Source organism: Enterococcus sp. DIV1420a, assembly GCF_051712165.1.
In the GTDB taxonomy this organism is placed as follows: domain Bacteria; phylum Bacillota; class Bacilli; order Lactobacillales; family Enterococcaceae; genus Enterococcus; species Enterococcus faecalis.
Window position 1 is genome coordinate 739,964 of record NZ_JBIOOI010000002.1, and the last position, 17,244, is coordinate 757,207.

General features: G+C 31.5%; 17 protein-coding genes and 3 pseudogenes. 17 read left to right on the forward strand and 3 right to left on the reverse strand.

The annotated features are described in order from the left end of the window. Positions 1-184 precede the first annotated feature (184 nt). From IGI80_RS14955 to IGI80_RS14970, 4 genes and pseudogenes are all read left to right on the forward strand, one after another. Positions 185-1,663, forward strand: a pseudogene (locus IGI80_RS14955) (YfcC family protein). Positions 1,664-1,690: 27 nt separating this feature from the next. Continuing rightward, complete coding sequence (locus tag IGI80_RS14960) at positions 1,691-2,869, forward strand: amidohydrolase (protein WP_438724094.1); 1,179 nt, start codon at positions 1,691-1,693, stop codon at positions 2,867-2,869. Between the two features lie 334 nt (positions 2,870-3,203). Next, positions 3,204-3,572: an ArsC/Spx/MgsR family protein gene (locus IGI80_RS14965; protein ID WP_438724095.1), complete on the forward strand. Its 369-nt coding sequence runs from the start codon at positions 3,204-3,206 to the stop codon at positions 3,570-3,572. 100 nt (positions 3,573-3,672) lie between these two features. Further along, on the forward strand, positions 3,673-3,861 hold the full coding sequence (locus tag IGI80_RS14970; protein ID WP_438724096.1) for a hypothetical protein: 189 nt from the start codon (positions 3,673-3,675) through the stop codon (positions 3,859-3,861). Between the two features lie 599 nt (positions 3,862-4,460). On the opposite strand, the gene IGI80_RS14975 is transcribed toward IGI80_RS14970, so the two are convergent. Next, positions 4,461-5,627 (reverse strand): ROK family protein, encoded by a 1,167-nt coding sequence (locus IGI80_RS14975; RefSeq protein WP_438724097.1) that lies wholly within the window; start codon positions 5,625-5,627, stop codon positions 4,461-4,463. A gap of 352 nt (positions 5,628-5,979) precedes the next feature. Between IGI80_RS14975 and IGI80_RS14980 the strand changes: the two genes are divergently transcribed. The 6 genes and pseudogenes from IGI80_RS14980 to IGI80_RS15005 all read left to right on the forward strand — a co-directional run. Further along, positions 5,980-8,055: a glycoside hydrolase family 31 protein gene (locus tag IGI80_RS14980; protein ID WP_438724098.1), complete on the forward strand. Its 2,076-nt coding sequence runs from the start codon at positions 5,980-5,982 to the stop codon at positions 8,053-8,055. After that, on the forward strand, positions 8,055-8,852 hold the full coding sequence (locus IGI80_RS14985) for a PTS mannose/fructose/sorbose/N-acetylgalactosamine transporter subunit IIC (protein WP_438724099.1): 798 nt from the start codon (positions 8,055-8,057) through the stop codon (positions 8,850-8,852). Before IGI80_RS14980 ends, IGI80_RS14985 begins: the two co-directional genes overlap by 1 nt. Beyond that, complete coding sequence (locus tag IGI80_RS14990; protein WP_438724100.1) at positions 8,845-9,657, forward strand: PTS system mannose/fructose/sorbose family transporter subunit IID; 813 nt, start codon at positions 8,845-8,847, stop codon at positions 9,655-9,657. The genes IGI80_RS14985 and IGI80_RS14990 overlap by 8 nt, the downstream gene beginning before the upstream one ends. Before the next feature lie 24 nt (positions 9,658-9,681). Then, entirely contained in the window at positions 9,682-10,164 is a 483-nt protein-coding gene (locus IGI80_RS14995; protein WP_438724101.1) for a PTS sugar transporter subunit IIB, read from the forward strand. A 32-nt stretch (positions 10,165-10,196) separates the two neighbouring features. After that, positions 10,197-10,577, forward strand: coding sequence for a PTS sugar transporter subunit IIA (locus IGI80_RS15000; RefSeq protein ID WP_438724260.1), 381 nt, complete (start codon positions 10,197-10,199; stop codon positions 10,575-10,577). Positions 10,578-10,686: 109 nt separating this feature from the next. Beyond that, positions 10,687-10,923 (forward strand): annotated as a pseudogene (locus IGI80_RS15005) (xylose isomerase); the annotation flags it as partial. 244 nt (positions 10,924-11,167) lie between these two features. Here IGI80_RS15005 and IGI80_RS15010 read toward each other — a convergent pair. Continuing rightward, positions 11,168-12,097 (reverse strand): IS3 family transposase, encoded by a 930-nt coding sequence (locus IGI80_RS15010; protein WP_438724261.1) that lies wholly within the window; start codon positions 12,095-12,097, stop codon positions 11,168-11,170. Next, positions 12,013-12,570: a transposase gene (locus IGI80_RS15015; protein WP_438724102.1), complete on the reverse strand. Its 558-nt coding sequence runs from the start codon at positions 12,568-12,570 to the stop codon at positions 12,013-12,015. Before IGI80_RS15015 ends, IGI80_RS15010 begins: the two co-directional genes overlap by 85 nt. Before the next feature lie 72 nt (positions 12,571-12,642). Between IGI80_RS15015 and IGI80_RS15020 the strand changes: the two genes are divergently transcribed. The 7 genes and pseudogenes from IGI80_RS15020 to IGI80_RS15050 all read left to right on the forward strand — a co-directional run bounded on the left by IGI80_RS15020 (position 12,643) and on the right by IGI80_RS15050 (position 17,208). Continuing rightward, positions 12,643-13,548: a helix-turn-helix domain-containing protein gene (locus tag IGI80_RS15020; RefSeq protein ID WP_438724262.1), complete on the forward strand. Its 906-nt coding sequence runs from the start codon at positions 12,643-12,645 to the stop codon at positions 13,546-13,548. 119 nt (positions 13,549-13,667) lie between these two features. After that, positions 13,668-14,030, forward strand: a pseudogene (locus IGI80_RS15025) (RNA polymerase sigma factor); the annotation flags it as partial. Beyond that, positions 14,024-14,266: a helix-turn-helix domain-containing protein gene (locus IGI80_RS15030; RefSeq protein WP_438724103.1), complete on the forward strand. Its 243-nt coding sequence runs from the start codon at positions 14,024-14,026 to the stop codon at positions 14,264-14,266. The pseudogene IGI80_RS15025 and the gene IGI80_RS15030, both read left to right, overlap by 7 nt. Positions 14,267-15,038: 772 nt before the next feature. Then, positions 15,039-15,479, forward strand: a complete 441-nt coding sequence (locus tag IGI80_RS15035; protein ID WP_438724104.1) for a LytTR family DNA-binding domain-containing protein — start codon at positions 15,039-15,041, stop codon at positions 15,477-15,479. A 10-nt stretch (positions 15,480-15,489) separates the two neighbouring features. Beyond that, the gene (locus IGI80_RS15040; RefSeq protein ID WP_438724105.1) at positions 15,490-15,918 is read left to right on the forward strand and encodes a DUF3021 domain-containing protein; all 429 of its coding nucleotides are present in this window, start codon (positions 15,490-15,492) and stop codon (positions 15,916-15,918) included. Between the two features lie 87 nt (positions 15,919-16,005). Beyond that, on the forward strand, positions 16,006-16,086 hold the full coding sequence (locus tag IGI80_RS15045) for a cysteine-rich KTR domain-containing protein (protein ID WP_438724263.1): 81 nt from the start codon (positions 16,006-16,008) through the stop codon (positions 16,084-16,086). A 342-nt stretch (positions 16,087-16,428) separates the two neighbouring features. Then, positions 16,429-17,208: a hypothetical protein gene (locus IGI80_RS15050; RefSeq protein ID WP_438724106.1), complete on the forward strand. Its 780-nt coding sequence runs from the start codon at positions 16,429-16,431 to the stop codon at positions 17,206-17,208. The last annotated feature ends 36 nt before the right edge of the window (positions 17,209-17,244 follow it).

Consider the following 17,244-nt stretch of genomic DNA (forward strand, 5'->3'; position numbering starts at 1 on the left):
AAACAGGCACCCTCTATTTTGTCATGTTTAAAAAGTGTAAAAATCCCTAAGATCTTGTCATTTAACAAGAAAAACTCTGTAACATATTTGTAATAAAAAAGTTTAGCATTTCTATTGACAATCTGCGATATAATTCTAAAGAGAACGCTTACTTTAAAAATATTAATAATGAAAGGAGAAAAATATGAAGAAAATGCCATCATCTTACGCGATTTTATTCAGTATTATCCTATTTATGGTTATTTTAACATGGATTATTCCTGCTGGACAGTATGAAATGGAGCACATCAATAAAATTATTCCAGGAACTTTTCATCATGTTACCCAAAATCAGCAAGGATTTTGGGATATTGTTAAAGCACCTGTTGTTGGAATGCTCGGAGATAACAAAACTTCTGCTGCTATGCCTGTTTCATTGTTTATTTTAGTACTTGGAGGATTTTTAGGAGTAGTTAATTCTACAGGATCTTTAGATGCTGGAATTAGTTCTATAGTAAAAAAATATCATGGAAAAGAAAAAAGGCTCATCGTTGTTCTAATGATACTATTCTCTTTAGGAGGAACAACATTTGGAATGTCTGAAGAGACATTAGCGTTTTATCCCTTACTTTTACCAGTTATGTATAGTATAGGATTGGATAGTTTGGTGGCAGTTGGGGTTATTTTGATTGGTTCGACAGTCGGAGTTCTTGCTTCAACGGTAAATCCTTTTGCTACTGGTGTAGCATCACAAGCAGCTGGCATATCGCCTGGCCAAGGAATTCTATGGAGATTAATTTTATGGGTCGTATTAACAACAATTGCAATTCTATATGTTTACCGTTATGCACAAAAAATTGAAAAAGATCCTAAAAAGTCATTGGTTTATGCATCAAGAAAGAATGACATTGCCAGCTTTAAACTTCAATAGATTAACATTATAAATAATAAACAGAAGAAAGTAATCTTTTTGTTTATTCTAACATTTATTGTTATGATTCTAGGGTTAATACCTTGGCAGACAATTAATAGCAAATTTTCTTTTTTTATGAACTTACGTGATTTCGTTATTAATATTCCATTTTTGGGTAAACTAATTGGTACAGATTTTCCTGCTTTTGGTGAATGGTATTTTACAGAAATTACGATTTTATTTATCTTAATGGCAGTTTTTATTGGTTACATGTATGGGATGAATGAGGGAAATATTGTTAAGCACTTTATAAACGGATCAAAAGATATGCTTCAAGTCGCATTGATAGTAGCTGTTGCTCGGGGAGTTCAGGTAGTCATGAATGACGGTATGATTACAGCGACGATACTAAATTTTGGAGAAACTACGCTAAGTAGTTTACCACCAGTCTTATTTATAATTTTAACTTATGTATTCTATATTCCAATGAGTTTTCTGATTTACTCTACTTCAGGATTAGCATCTGCTAGTATGGGAATAATGAGTAATCTAGGTGACTTTGTCCACGTACCAAAGGATTTAATCATTACAGCTTTTCAAGCAGGTTCTGGAACGATGAATTTAATTAGTCCAGCATCCGCAATCATGTTAGGGGTCTTAAGTATTGCACGTATTGAGTATACAACATGGCTTAAATTCACAGCTAAATTATTAGTAATAATTTTCATTGTTGTTAATGTCGTTTTAACAGTAGCTATTATAACGAGCTAGTTTTTTTATAAATGAAAGGAGAACCTTATGAAAACTAAATTTTTAGAAAAACTAAATTTAAACGAGGAAATAGCTTATAACCTTAACAATTACCTGGCTATGAATCCAGAAATTTCTGGTCAAGAGTTTAAATCAGTAGAAAAAATTGTAGAAATTCTAAAAAACAAAGGTATTTCAATCGAAGAAAAAGTTGCAGGAATTTCAACATCTTTTATTGCTCATGTCGTTAAAGGAAGACCTGGCGATCCTAAAATTGGAATAATTATGGAATATGACGCATTGCCGGAAATTGGTCATGCATGTGGGCATTGTGCAAGTGGGAGTTTAAGCTTGTTGGCTGCCTTGACGCTAAAAGAAATGGGCGAAGAAATATCAGCTTCTATTGATCTAATTGGATCACCAAATGAAGAAGTTATTGGTGATAAAATCACAATGGCACATGCTGGTGTTTTCAACGACTATGCATTTGTAATGATGATTCATATGAATAGTAATCAAACATGGCCAGCTTGTCGCTTTTTAGCTTTAAGTGAAATTTGTGCTACTTTTACTGGTAAAAATGCACATGCAGCTGCGGCGCCTTGGGAAGGTAAAAATGCACTAAATGGAGCATTATTGGCTTGTCATGCTATCGATATGGCTCGCCAGCAAATGAAGGATGGTAGTAGAGTTTCATATATTTTAAAAGAAGGGGGAGTAGCTTCTAACATAATTCCTGACAAAGCAGAATTAGTTATCAATATGCGGCATTCAAGCAAATATGACTTATCAGAAAACTTTAAAAAGATTATTAATTGTTTAAAAGGCGCTTCTATAGCAACTGATACAAATTTGTTTTATGAAAAAACGGGGGAAGATTTTGATGATATGAACTGGAATATTCCAGGAATTGCTGCTATCAATGAAATTATGGAAGAGATTAATTTGCCTCATTCTATGGAACCGATTGGTAACTCGACTGGGAGTTCAGACATAGGGAATGTTAGTTATATTTGCCCCGCTTTTCATCCTATGATTGCCATATCAGACAAAGAGTTTTCTTTGCACACAAAAGAAGTTACCGACATAATGAAATCTCCTAACCAAATTAATCATGTTATTCGAACAGGAGCAGTAATTATTGGTCTATTTATTTTAAAAACGCTAGAAAGCCCCAATCTACTAGATAGTATACAAATAGAATTTCAAAAATCTTTAAAATCTTAGTTAATTAGAGATTATTGTAAAGACTAATTTATAGAAGTTTAGGTAATGTTGAAAGTAAAAATCAATTGAGAATAATAAATATATCTATTGTTAGATAGTTTGCATTGTAGTTGTAAAACTTAAGCTTATTCTTTTTTATACTATTAAAAGACTCCTATATTTGCTTTTTGATAAGAAAATTTACAGATTTATTACAGAGGAATTGGATAGAGAAATTTAGGTATAATTGTATTCATAAGTAATACAGTTATACCTAAATTGTTTTAGGACAACTAGAAAATTAATACTTTCTTACGTTAGGTATTCTTTATAGTTCAGAAGGGAGAATGATTTAATGGACATTAAAATATACACGAATAACAGTAGTACTTCTTCTAGAAAAGCAGTCAAATGGTTTAGTGAACGTATGATTCCATATCTTGAAATTAAGCTAAACCATGTTGGAATCACGAGAGAACAATTAAAAGAGATACTAATTTTAACCGATAATGGATTGGATGATGTATTAAAAAGGACTATAAAGCATAGTGATTTAAATGAAAAAAATTTGTACTCTGTCTTAGATATGATTGTAGAAAATCCAAACATGCTTAGAGTGCCCATAATTATTAGTAGGAATAAGATGTATATAGGATATCAAGAAGAACATATAAGAATGTTTGTTCCTAATAGCCATAGAAGTAATAACTATTTTAGAATGTAGACTCTTTTTTCATATTCTTATTTTGTTGAAATTTTAAATTTTCTTAAATGGCCATTGGTTAATTAAAAACAATAAAAACTAAGGTAGAAAAGGAAAAACGATGAAACGACTAGATATTTTAGGTGAGATGATGGCATGGGTAGAAACAAATAACTGTCATTCTTTTGATGAATTTTTAATGCATGCTGAAAAACAACTATCATGGCAAAGTGTATTGAAAGAAAATTCCTATAAATCAGCTATTTGTTCGTTCATTCTTTTCATAAAGAAGAACCGTAACTTAATGTAACGAAAAGTTTGTTTTATTAAAAGTTAATTTTTAGTAGGTATATTTATTTGTACGATTTTTGGAATTATCTATCTATTTAATTAACTAAAAAAATCTTTCCAAAAAAAGAAAAGGTTTCCATTGCAACTTGTATGAACAAACTACAATGGTGTCTCCATACTATGATTAGGAGAGGGACTAGATACGATTATTCGTACACGTTCTAAATGGGCAAATAAGGTAAGATTAGTTTGTCACAATTCTCTCTCAAATAAAAAATTTAAGCGAGAGGTTTCGAGAAGTTTATTTAGTGTGGAAAAGGTGTTCGCTTTCTTAACAAGAAAAAATATTAGAAAATTTCTTCGTTATTTCTCTTGACTAATCGTAGGAAAGGAGAGTTGGGATATAGTGCCTCGATAATTCAAAAAATAAATTGATAATGAAAGTATTTTTTAAATTACCATTGTGTAAATAACACCACTAACACAATAGGGATAATTATATAGTTTTAACTAAAGAGTTTCGATAATATTTTGTCGATCATTAATTAAATTACTCTTTAAAGTTAGATACAACTCAACTTAAAAGCAAGAGTTGTATCTAGCAAAATATTTTTTAAATTAATTTTTATTTGGATTACCGAGTTTTAGTTGTTCTATATTTAAAAATTTTTGAATTGAAAGTGAGATAGCACCACTAATTACAGGATTCCATTCAATAGGACTGTTAATAACAGGTACGTCTTTTGTAAACTGATTACTTAAATTTCTCTGAATGATGTTTATCATATCTGGAATTTTCTTTGTTAATGGACTATTGAAAATTACTAATTCAGGTGCATCTAACATGATTGTATTATTAACGCCAATGGATAAATAGTAGGCATATTGTTCAATCATTTCAACAACTTTTAATTCCTTATTATTATATAGACTTGAAACTATATCTGAATTTATTTTATTAAGCTTTTTCTCTTTCGAAATTTCGTGATAAATTACTTGTGTAGAACAGTATTTTTCTAAGCAACCGTTATTTCCACAAGTGCATTTTCTGCCATTTGGAAACAAAATAGTATGTCCTAATTGTCCAGCATAACCTTTATTGCCTACATCTAATTTACCATTCTTTACAAGTCCAACACCAATACCACTATGTAGACTAATGGATGCTAAGTTTTCAATATCTGACGAAAAAGTGTATTCACCCAATGCCGATAAACTAGCTTCATTTTGTAAGAATACCGGGAAGTTGTATTCTTGGTTTAACATTTCTACTAGGTTGATTTCAGCAAGATCATTGTAAGAAGTACTGATAATTTTATTATTTAGAACTTGTCCTTGAAGAGCTATTGCCATACCTACTATGCCATGGTGGGTATGAGGATAACTAGAGGTAAGCTGATTGAATACTTTGTGGATTAAGTCTCGTACATTTTTTTTGTTAACATAAGTATCAATAAGTTGAACCCTGTGAATTTCTTTTCCATCTAAAGAAGCTAATGCTCCGTCTATATAGTTATATCCTAAATCAATCGCAATTACTAAACCTGAGGAACTACCGTTAAAGGTCAGCATAATAGGCTTTCTTCCTCGATTTGTAGCTTCCCCGACCCTTTTTTCAATGATGAGTCCATCGTTTATTAATTTGTTTGTAATTGATGAAACAGATGCTTTGTTTAAAGAGGTTATCTTGCTTAATTCTGCTCTAGATATTTCTTTATGTTTTATAATTTGATTAAGAATTTGAGCTTCATTTTGTTCTCTAATAGTGTATTTACTTGAAATCATTTTTCTCTCCTTAGTTAGAATAATTTAGCTACAACTAAAATTTAAGAATTTTGTTTGCTAAAAAAGATCAATTTACAATAAAAAAATATAGCGTTTACAGTTGACATTTTATTGAGCTTGTTTTATAGTCTATTTATTAATTAGTTTAACGTGCTAACGAATAAATTTCAAGTCATTGTTGCTTATTATTTTGTGTTTATTTTTTTTAGTTAATTAGTTTATCGTGAAAACAAATTAATTGATAACATTTTATTGGCACGAAAAAAGAGCATGCATATGAAAGCGTTTGTATTGTTGCAATTACTAGTGTTGTGATCTTACACAAACTAATTAAGAAGAAATTGAAAGCGGGATGGAAGATGTGATTGAAGTTACACCAAAATCTTTTTCGAGAGCCTTTGATGATGAATTATTGATTGTAGAAGCTTGGGGAGAAAATGCTGTTAGAGTCAGATCATTTGCAGATATGAACTTTGAAAATAGACTTAATTCTTTAATTGGTGAGCCTAATGCTTCAGGTACAGTCATAATAAATCAAGACGAAAATAAGACGGAATTAATAAACGGGAAAATTAGAGTTGTGTTAGACCATCGGGATCGATTGACCTTTTATAATGAAAAAAATGAAGTGCTATTAAAAGAGTTTATCAGATTGAGAGCTGTCAAGCATGATGATGGAAGTGAAGATGCAGGTACAGTTGAAATCACTAAAGATTTTAATTCGACGTTGAAGTTAAAGTCTAGAGAATACCGCTCTAATTTACAAAGTGGTTTTCAAGTTACAACTAGATTTGAATCTGAAACAAAAGAGAAGATTTTTGGAATGGGACAATACCAACAATCCTATCTTGATTTGAAGAATACAGTTCTAGAGTTAGCTCAAAGAAACTCACAAGCATCTATACCATTCTATGTATCGAGTTTAGGATATGGTTTTTTATGGAATAATCCGGGTATAGGAGAAGTATCATTTGCTAAAAACATGACTCGATGGAAAATGGCTTCTACTAATTACATTGACTATGTAATAATTGCGGGCGATACCCCAAAAGAGATACTTCGAAGTTATAGTGATTTAACTGGTAAAGTTCCTAAAATGCCTGAAAACTTATTGGGATTATGGCAAAGTAAACTACGCTATCAATCTCCAAATGAAGTAATGGATGTTGTAAAAAAATACTGTGCTTTGGGAATAAAGCTTTCAACTATCGCTATTGACTATTTCCATTGGCCTAAACAAGGTGAATATCGATTTGATGAAGAATATTGGCCTCAACCTGAAAATTTTTTAAGAGCATTAAGAGATGAATATAATGTAGAGCCGATTATTTCCATATGGCCTACTGTACAAACTGATGCAATGAACTTTGATGAATATCTAGAAAATGGCTACTTAGTGAAAGTAAATCGTGGCGTTAGATTAACAATGCAAATTCAAGGGAATACAATTTTTGTTGATATGACTAATGATAAAGCACGAGAATATGTTTGGAGCCTTATTAAAAAGAATTATGTTAACAAAGGTGTTAAATACTTTTGGTTAGATGTAGCTGAGCCTGGGTATTCTGTATATGATTTCGATAATTATCGATATAAAAAGGGAACTGATTTACAAATTGGAAATTTATATCCAATTGACTATCTATCAATGATTTCTGAAGGTTTAGGAAATAATCAATCAGTTGTTACACTTGTAAGAGGCGGATGGGCAGGGGCTCAACGTTATGGAGCCTTGTTATGGTCAGGAGATATTGATTCCAGCTTTGAAGCTTTTCGTAATCAAATAAATACAGGATTAAATGTTGGATTGGCTGGTTTACCTTGGTGGACAACAGATATTGGAGGATTTCATGGAGGAGATCCTAAAGATCCTGAGTTTAGAGAATTGCTAGTTCGCTGGTTCCAATATGCAACATTTTCACCAGTTTTACGAATGCATGGTGATCGCTTACCACATAGTAAACCATTATCTGATCATGGGGGAGGATCAATGGTTACTGGAGCTCCAAATGAAATTTGGTCTTATGGTAAGGAAGTACAACAAATACTAACGAAATATATAAAAATACGAGAAGAATTGAAACCTTATATTAGCAAATTGATGACACAGGCCCATGAGTTTGGCGATCCACTTATGAGAACATTATTTTATGAATATCCACAGGATAAGAATACATGGAATATTGAGGATACCTATTTATTTGGAGACGCGATCCTCGTTGCGCCAATTGAAAATTATAAAGAAACCAGTCGAGAAGTTTATTTACCAAAAGGTGAAAGTTGGACAAACCTATGGACAAGAGAAAACTTTGATGGTGGACAGACAGTGGTAGTAGAAGCAGACATCCAACAAATCCCAATTTTTATCAAAACGAGTGAAAAAAGTAAATTTTCGAAATTATTTGATGTAATTAAGGAGGAAAATTAATGGAAGCAAGTATTCTTCAATTAGTGTTAATTGTACTGTATGGATTTTTTATTAACTTTGAAAAAAACTCAACAATGTTTGGAACTTATCAACCTGTAACAGCAGGTTTTGTTACAGGATTAATCCTAGGTGATATATCAACAGGTTTATTTATTGGCGGTACTTTACAGTTACTATCTTTGGGAATAAGTAATTTTGGAGGAGCTTCAATCCCTGACTATCAAACAGCAAGTATCGTAGCAACTTTTATTACAATAACTACTGGACAAGAACCATCTGTAGGGATTTCTATTGGCATACCAGTAGCTTTGTTGATGGTCCAACTAGATGTTATAAGAAATACCATTGGTATCTGGATGGTTCACAAAGCTGAAGCAGGTGTGAAAAAAGGTGATTATAGTATGATTACCAAAATGCAAATGTTTGGTGTATTTTTAACAGCAGCAACAACAGGTATACCAGTAGCATTGGCAGTAATTTTCGGTCCGTCATTAATTAATACAATTTTATCGTATACTCCAGAGTGGCTAACTAATGGATTAACTGTTGCCGGAGGATTATTACCAGCTGTTGGTATCGGGTTACTACTGCGATATTTACCTGCAAAAGAATATTTCAGTTATCTTGTTATTGGATTTGTAATGGCTGTTTACATGAAAATACCTTTATTAGGAGTAGCTCTTGTAGGTGCAGCTATTGCATTAATAATTTATAAAAAAAATAGTCAAAATTTAGTAAAGAATACTGTAATTAATACTGTAATTAATACAGCAGGAGGTATGGATGACGATGAATAATACTGAAGTAACAAAATTAAGTGTTGATACAAAGACTAAACAAAGTGTTTTGTGGAGATGGTTTTTTACAAGCTCAGTTTCTTCTAATTATGAAAAGATGCAAGCTTTAGCATATTGTTATGCAGTGTTACCATTTTTAAAAACAGCATACAAAAATAAACCAGAAGCATTACAAAAAGCTGTGTTAAATCATTTACAATTTTTTAATACTAATCCTTGGGTGGCACCTTACATTTTAGGCATTAATGTAGCAATGGAAGAGAATGCTGACGAAAATACAGAAGAGGCTGTAACGTCTATTAAGACGGGGCTTATGGGTCCAGTAGCTGGTTTGGGCGATAGTTTATTTGTAGTTATTCCTTGGACTATCTTTGGTGCTATTGCAGCAAATATGGCAATTGATGGTAGTCCTGTAGGAATTTTATTATGGATTGTTGTAAGTGTAGCGCTAAAATTAATTAGTATTCCATTATTCAATGCAGGATATACCTCAGGTACAAAATTAATTGCTACTATAGAAAAAAGTTTGAAATTATTAACTGAGTCAACTTCGATTTTAGGTTTAATGGTCGTAGGAGCATTAATACCTTCAGTTGTTAAAGCGAATATTGCTTTAAACTTTAAACAGGGTAATTTTTCAATGAAAGGTCAAGATATTTTGGATCAAATAATGCCCGGTTTATTGCCTGCATTATTAGTTGGTTTAGTTTTCTGGGCATTAAAGAAGAACGTTAAACCTATTTATTTAATTCTTGGTGTTATGGTATTGTCAATTATTTTAGCTGCTCTAGGTATTTTAAAATAAAATAATTTATGGGAGGCATTTTCAATGGAAATGAAAGGCATTAACAATATTAGAATTGATGATCGCTTAATACATGGTCAAGTAGCTACAATGTGGAGTAATAAATTGGGAGTAACACGTTTAATGGTAGTGAACGACAGTGTTGCTAAAAATGATTTACAAAAGCAGGTTTTAAGAATGGCAGTTCCAGCTGGAATTTCCTCATCTATCATAACTGAAGAAACAGCTATTAGTAATATTAAAAATGGTAAATATGAAGGACAAAATGTTTTAATGATTGTCAAATCACCCGTAGATTTATTACCATTTATTGAAAATGATTTAGAAATAAAAAGAATTAATGTTGGTAATATGTCAAATCGTAATAATACTTCTGTTTTAAGACCAAATATTAGTGTCACGGATGAAGAACGATCTGCTTTTGAGAAACTATTAAGTCTAGATATTGAAATAACAACAGTTATGACACCAGATGATAAAAAGACTTTTTTAAAAGATATATTGTAAGGGAGATCATGATGACCAACGAAGTAATCTTAATGAGCCATGGCTTTATGGCAAAAGAAATTTTGAATTCAGCTAAAATGATCTTAGGAGATCAAATCAATTATCCTGTTGTTTCTATGAAAATTGATGATGGTATTGAAGGAACCTTAAATAAACTAGATAAAATTATTGGGACTTTGAATGATGCAAAAAGAATTGTAATTTTAGCAGATCTGATGGGTGGAACTCCAGCAAATGCGGCTATGATGATGTCAAGCAAAGATTCAAGAATTCAGGTAATAACTGGAGTTAATCTAGGAATGGTTTTAGAATCATTCTTTGCCATAGACGAGGAAAATCTTATAGAACATTTATTGAAAATAGGTACCGAAAGTATTAAAATACCGAAGTTACAAATTACTGAGGAAGAGTAAAAAAAAATTAAAATAACCTCTGGCTAATCAATTTTCAATAGTATATAAATTATAAAACTATTAATAGAATTGAAATAGCTATTTTAAAGATGATAAGGAGACTTTTAACATGGCTTACTTCTCAAATATCGGAAAAATTAAATATGAAGGAACTAACACAAAAAATATGTACGCATTTCGACACTATAACCCAGAAGAAATAATTATGGGAAAGACTATGAAAGAACATTTAAGATTTGCTGTAGCATACTGGCACACTATGACACAAGACGGTTCAGATCCTTTTGGAAACCCAATTAATAAACGAAGCTGGTTAGGAACATCTCCTATGGATGAACAGGATAACGTGAAATAGCTTGTTATCAATAAAAAAGCCTATTAAATAAAGGGTTTCGAGTTGTTTAAAAAACGTGATTTTGCTGTTTAAAAAAATTTAAACTGTTATATGACTGTCACAGCTATAAAAAAATTAACAAAATTGGAATATTTTCTTGAAGATTTTTTTCTATCAGTGTAGGATAAAAGCATCTCATTATGTAGTGACCCCAAAAAGTTAGACTTTTTATAGAGTGGAAAAATCCACTCTATTTTTATGCAGTTTTTTGATTGAATTGTCGAAATTCTACTGGGCTTTTCCAGTTAAGTTTTTCCTTGATTCGGTGATGATTGTAATAATAAATGTAGTTCTCAATTGCTTCTATCAATTCATTTTGACTTTGATAGATTTTTCCATAGTACACTTCTTGTTTTAGGATACTGAAGAAATTCTCCATAGGAGAATTATCTAAACAGGTTCCTTTTCGAGACATACTTTGAAAGATATGGTTGTCCTTTAATGTTTGTATATAGACATTCATTTGATAAGCCCAGCCTTGATCAGAGTGAAAGGTGCGCCGATAGGGACAATCATTTGTTTGAGAAATTGCTTCTTTCAGACCTTCCATAACTGTTTTACCATTTGGTTGAGTAGAAAGGCTATAGCTTAGAATTTCACTATTATACATATCCATAAATGGATCTAAGTATAGTTTTTTCTGACGAAAGATGCCTGCGTTATCTGCTTCAAAGTACTTAAATTCAGTTGTATCAGTTGTAATTTTTTGATGAGGAACAGAGGTTTTAAATCGGCGACGAATTAAATTTTTAGCGATTTTACCAACGATTCCTTTATAGGAATTATATTTTCTGGATTTCTTAGTAAAAGCTTTGACTTGTAACTTTAACTTTTGTATTAATAGCTGGACTTTCTTTTTATTCACTTGAAATCCACGTCGTTTCAATTCTTGGGTTATCCTTCTATAGCCATAATGTTGATGTTTTTTACGAATCGCTTGAATCTCTTCTTCAATGATTTGTGTTGAAGCTGTTCTGTCGAGGCGTTTTTGCCAGTACATGTAAGTAGATTTTGGAAACCTTAGGGTTTCCAAAATATCTTTTAATCGAAAGTGTCTTCGGAGACTGTGAATGATTCGTGCGATTCGTTCATTTTTTGTTCGTCCTCTAAACGCAGTCTCCTCAATTCTTTTAAATAGGCATTCTCAATTTTTAACATTCTATTTTCTTTTTCTAGTTTCTCTACTTGAGATCGTTCACTTGGTATTGGTTGGGGTTCATTTCGTTTCTTTTTAGACATGGTAGGTGGACGTCCTTTCTGTTTAGAGAGTCCCTCTATACCAAACTTCTGATACGTTCTAAGCCAATTCGCAATCAATGATGGATTGTTCATTTTTAGAAGATTAGCTACTTCTTGATAGGACAACTCTGTTGTTAAATATAACTCTATCGCATCTAGCTTAAATTGAACAGAGTAATTCTTATTTTTCCGACTGCGAAGTAGTCCTTCTTCACCAAGTTCTTTATAGGCATTTATCCATTTGCTTATTTGAGAACTATCTTTAAACCCATACTTCTTTGCGAGAAACCTTAGACCTCCTTGACCAGATAAGTAGTCATGAACAAGTTTAAGTTTAAATTCAAAACTGTATTTTGCCATACAAAAAAACCTCCAAAAGTTAGATTTCTAGGTCTAACTTTTGGGGGTCGGCTCATTAAGGAGGTGCTTTTTATTTTTGAAAATAATACTGGGAATATCTTAAAATCTTTAAGAAAAGAACAAAAGTTGACTCAAAAGAAACTATCTGAGTTAACAGGGATTTCTCAAAGTGCTTTAGTCAAGTATGAGAATGGTTCAAGAAGAATTTCAAAAAATGTAGATATTGCGCTAAGCAAGGCTCTGAATGTAGATTCATTGTTAAAAAATGAAGTAGAGAATTTGAGTCATATGATTAACCAAATAATAGAATATAGGGATTTAAAAAATTTATCTAACAAAGATTTAGCAAATAAAATCGGAATTAGTGAAGTTTTATTAAGTTATATTTTAAATGGAAGGAGAAAACTCTCAAAGGAGATGCAAAGAAAAATTGCATTATTTTTGTTAAACGATGGTAATGAAAGTTTGATAGATACTAAGTTAGGTGATGCTTCTTTAAATTTTCCGAGTATTAATAAAAACTTGATGGGAAACAGAATAAAAACTATTCGAAAAAATAGAGGAGAGAGTTTAGAAAAATTTGGTCAAAACTTCACTTGTCCAGCTAGAAAAAATGTGATTAATAGATGGGAACAAGGTGTAAATATTCCTGATGTGGAAAGATTGATGAACGTTGCTTACCTTGGTGGGACAACTGTTCCTGCTCTCTTATATGGAGAAGATTATAGAAATATGTTAGGAGAGGGAAAGAAGATTAGAAAATTTGAAAAATTGGATTCTTCTATGCTGGGGGTTAGATTTCGTAAAATTCGAAGGGACTATCGTTTAGAAAGGATAGATTTCGGTAAACTTTTTTATCCATCTATTACAAAATGGTCAATAGATAAATATGAGAATGGAAAAGATATTCCTAATACAGAACGAATTATTCAGTATGCTTATATTGATGTCGTTGAAGTCATAGGTATGTTTATTTGAGTACAGAGTTAATAAAATAGACAGGAAAAAGCAATCTAAGAAAGAATTCTTAGGTTGCTTTTTTTTGTAAAAAAATACAAGAATGCGAGGGAAAATAATGAAATCAATGCCTCAATGGATTTGATGCTTATTGTAAAAAAGTTTTAAAAAATGAAACAAAAAACATACGAAAACGAAACTCTTTAATGAAAAAAAGAGAAGAAACTTTAAATAGTACTAATGAAAGCAAGTATCCTCAGACTAAGTTTGACAATCTAAGTAGATATATTTTACTAGGAATGGAGATACTAGTTTCAGACCAAAGATTGTCATCAGCAATTGATGAATTATCAGAAGTAAAAAGAAAAATTGTCTTACTTTATTATTTTGCTGGGTTTAACGATTCAGAGATATCGAGAATACTTAACATGAGTACTAGTGGTATTTGGTATCAACGGAAAAAAGCAATTGAACAATTAAAAACGAGGTATGCTCTATGGTAGAAAAAAGAAAAAGTTACTACTCACTAGTTCCAATATCGATTGTTTTATCTGCTGTAGATGGAGATCCGATTTCGATAAAAATTATACTTAAACATTATAATAAGTATATGGTTAGTTTGTGTTTATCAAAGGAATTTGATGAAGCAGGAAGATTAACCACGTATATGGATGAATTTATGTTAAGACAACTAGAAACGAAATTAATAGAAGCAATTTTAAAATTTAAAGTCAAATAAAAAAGTCCCCTTTCCATTTTTCTAACTAAACGAGTTTTTTTACTCTAAATTATAAAGTTCTTTTAGTTAGAAAGAAATTATTCCTTGAAAATATAATAGTTTCTATCAGTATATTAACATTTCAAGGAGCAGATTTAGATGTGCCATAGCATCTTAGTATAATAGATTGAACGACAAAATTTCTAAAATAGTTTTTATAGTCAATAAAAAGCGATGATTTGAATCTGGAATAAAGACACTTCCGTAAGGTTCGTCGTAAACCTGAGGAGTGTTGAAAGTCCTAGGATAAATATTGCTATACCAGTAGTAAGCACTACTTTTTAATAGCGTTTATAAGCTTCATTATTGTTAGATTTATTACTTTACCTAAAATGATAAGAAAAAATCAAGAAGAAGTAGAAACGTTAAAAAAATATTGATTGTTTCTTGTTTACGAATTGGCAATACACAAGCATTTGCTGAACTGGTTCAAGAAAAATGCTAGTGGAGATCTTGTACAAATCGAAACAGAAGAAAAAAGACCAATAGATTATTAGAGTGGACGAAGAGAATGAATAACATACATGCGTGTTCAAAGGAAATTGTAGACAACGAAATTATCTTTGCATAAGTGAAAAAAGCGGCAAGGAGACCCCTCTGACGTTGTTCATATAAAAATCAGAAAGATTTTCTGACCAGTTGTGTTTTGAAATCAACCAACTATCGCAAATCCATTGAAACTATTATCTGCTTTACCTATAATGGCATTGTAAAAAAGAAAGAGGTGATTATCATGCAGGTCGAGATTAAAATTGACAGTTCATGTATCGACCCCAAAGTAATCATACTGACTGCTTCAATGACAGAAGATGTGAGCAATATTGTAAAAAAAATTTCAGAAAATGCCTCACAAATAATTTCGGGTTTTAAAGATGAAAAAATTGAAATATTGGAACAGACAGATTTGATTCGCATTTATGCAAATTCTGGAAAAGTTTATGCGGTTACTAACAAAGGGGAATATATTCTTCGACTTAGGTTATATGAGATAGAAAATCGACTACCTTCCAATCAATTCATTCGTATATCAAATTCGGAAATTATTAACTTAAAAAAAGTCAATAATTTTGACTTGAGTTTTACAGGTACAATTTGCGTTAAATTATCAAATGGAATAACAACATATGTATCCAGACACTATGTTCCAAAACTAAAAAAGGTATTAGGAATATGAGGTGAATTTTATGAAAAAGAACATTATTAAGCGTAGTCTTTTAGGTATTCCGCTTGGGATTACAATGGGCTATTTAATTACGATCTTGATTTCTCTTGGTTGGGCAAATGGACATTACTCGCCTTGTGTACCCGAACTCATATCAATTATGGGGAATGAAATCAATGCTGTCATTTTCCAAACAATTCTTTGTGGGGCACTAGGTGCAGGATTTGCAGCAAGTTCATTAATATGGGAAATGGATAGTTGGAGCATTGTAAAGCAGACAGGAATTTACTTTTCAATTATTTCAGTAATAATGTTACCAATCGCTTATTTTGCATATTGGATGGAACATAGTGTTGTTGGATTTTTAATCTATCTAGGTATTTTCGCTTTAATTTTTGTAATTATATGGGTAATACAGTTTTGCATAGGCAGATATAATGTAAAAAAATGAATAAGAAATTATTTCAAACAAAGGATAATAGAAATGAGTAAGCAACAATGAATACTTTGTCCTGTCTGCGGCAATAAAACCTGAACAATGATACAAGAAAATACTGAAATGAAAGGTTTTCCTCTCTATTGTCCGAGGTGCAAAAAAGAAAGGCTCTTCGACATTTAGTGTTGGTAGAGAGAGACAACTGAAAATTATAGAGCCTTAATTATTAATATTGTTATTTTATTTTTTTGTGTAAAAAAACAAAACGGTTGATAAAAAAGAATTTACATAGTTAAAATCTGTAAAGTGTTATTTTTTTATTGTTCGTTTTAATCTTAAATTTGGCAATTCTTTAATAAAAAAGAAGTTTATGGTAAGATTACATAGAGCCCTTTTAATGATTATATTTAAGAAAGTTCTTTATTTAATTTTTTGATTCGTTTATACTTGAGATGGATGATTTTTATGTTATGAAAAAGCACTTATTTTTTTACTCATGTATAATAAATGATTAGGAGTGAATATATGGAGAAACCGCTTGTTAAAATATTCGCTGTTACTGCGGTAGGATTAGGCGCGGCGGTGATTTGTGGATTTGGCTATTACATAAATAACCAAAAACAGCACGAACAACGCATTGCATATGCTGAATCTGCCATCCTCGATCAAAAAGATACCTTAGCTTCTTTATCACAAGAAGCAGACAATTTATATAGCACAAAAGAGAAAGTTTTTCTGAAACCAGAAGCAACAAAGGACGAGACCTCTAGACTCTCCAGCAGATTATCTTCCGTCAAGTTGTCAGCAGACGACTACGGCATCGACCAATCAGAACTTCCACAAGAAGCTGCTGCTATCCAAACCACAAAAGAAACTGTATCGAACCAATTAAAAGATGCAGAAGCAAAACTAAACGTACAAGAATCTGTGAATCAACTTTTTACTGAAAATATCTCTAATTGGCAACAAGCTGAAGATGATGTAATTATTAGAGAAAATATAACGAAAAAGGATATTGCCAACATACGTGAAAACTTGAACTTTTTCAAAGAAAACGCTTGGAAAACATCGATGATCCAGTATTTAGGATTTGCTGACGCACAAGTCGCACAGGTCAATGAATTAAATCAAGCATTTGATACTTTATTAAAAGACGGTCAAGTAACTGCTGAGGCTACTTATGATCAATATTTGACAGCACTTAATCAAATCGAACAAGTCCGAAACGAAAAAATAAAAGAAAAATACACAGCGATGGCAGAAACAGTCGCTCAACAAATGGGCTACGGTACGGTGAGTTATTGATGAACAAGTACAAGAGTTTCGTTAACGGAGGGGAAA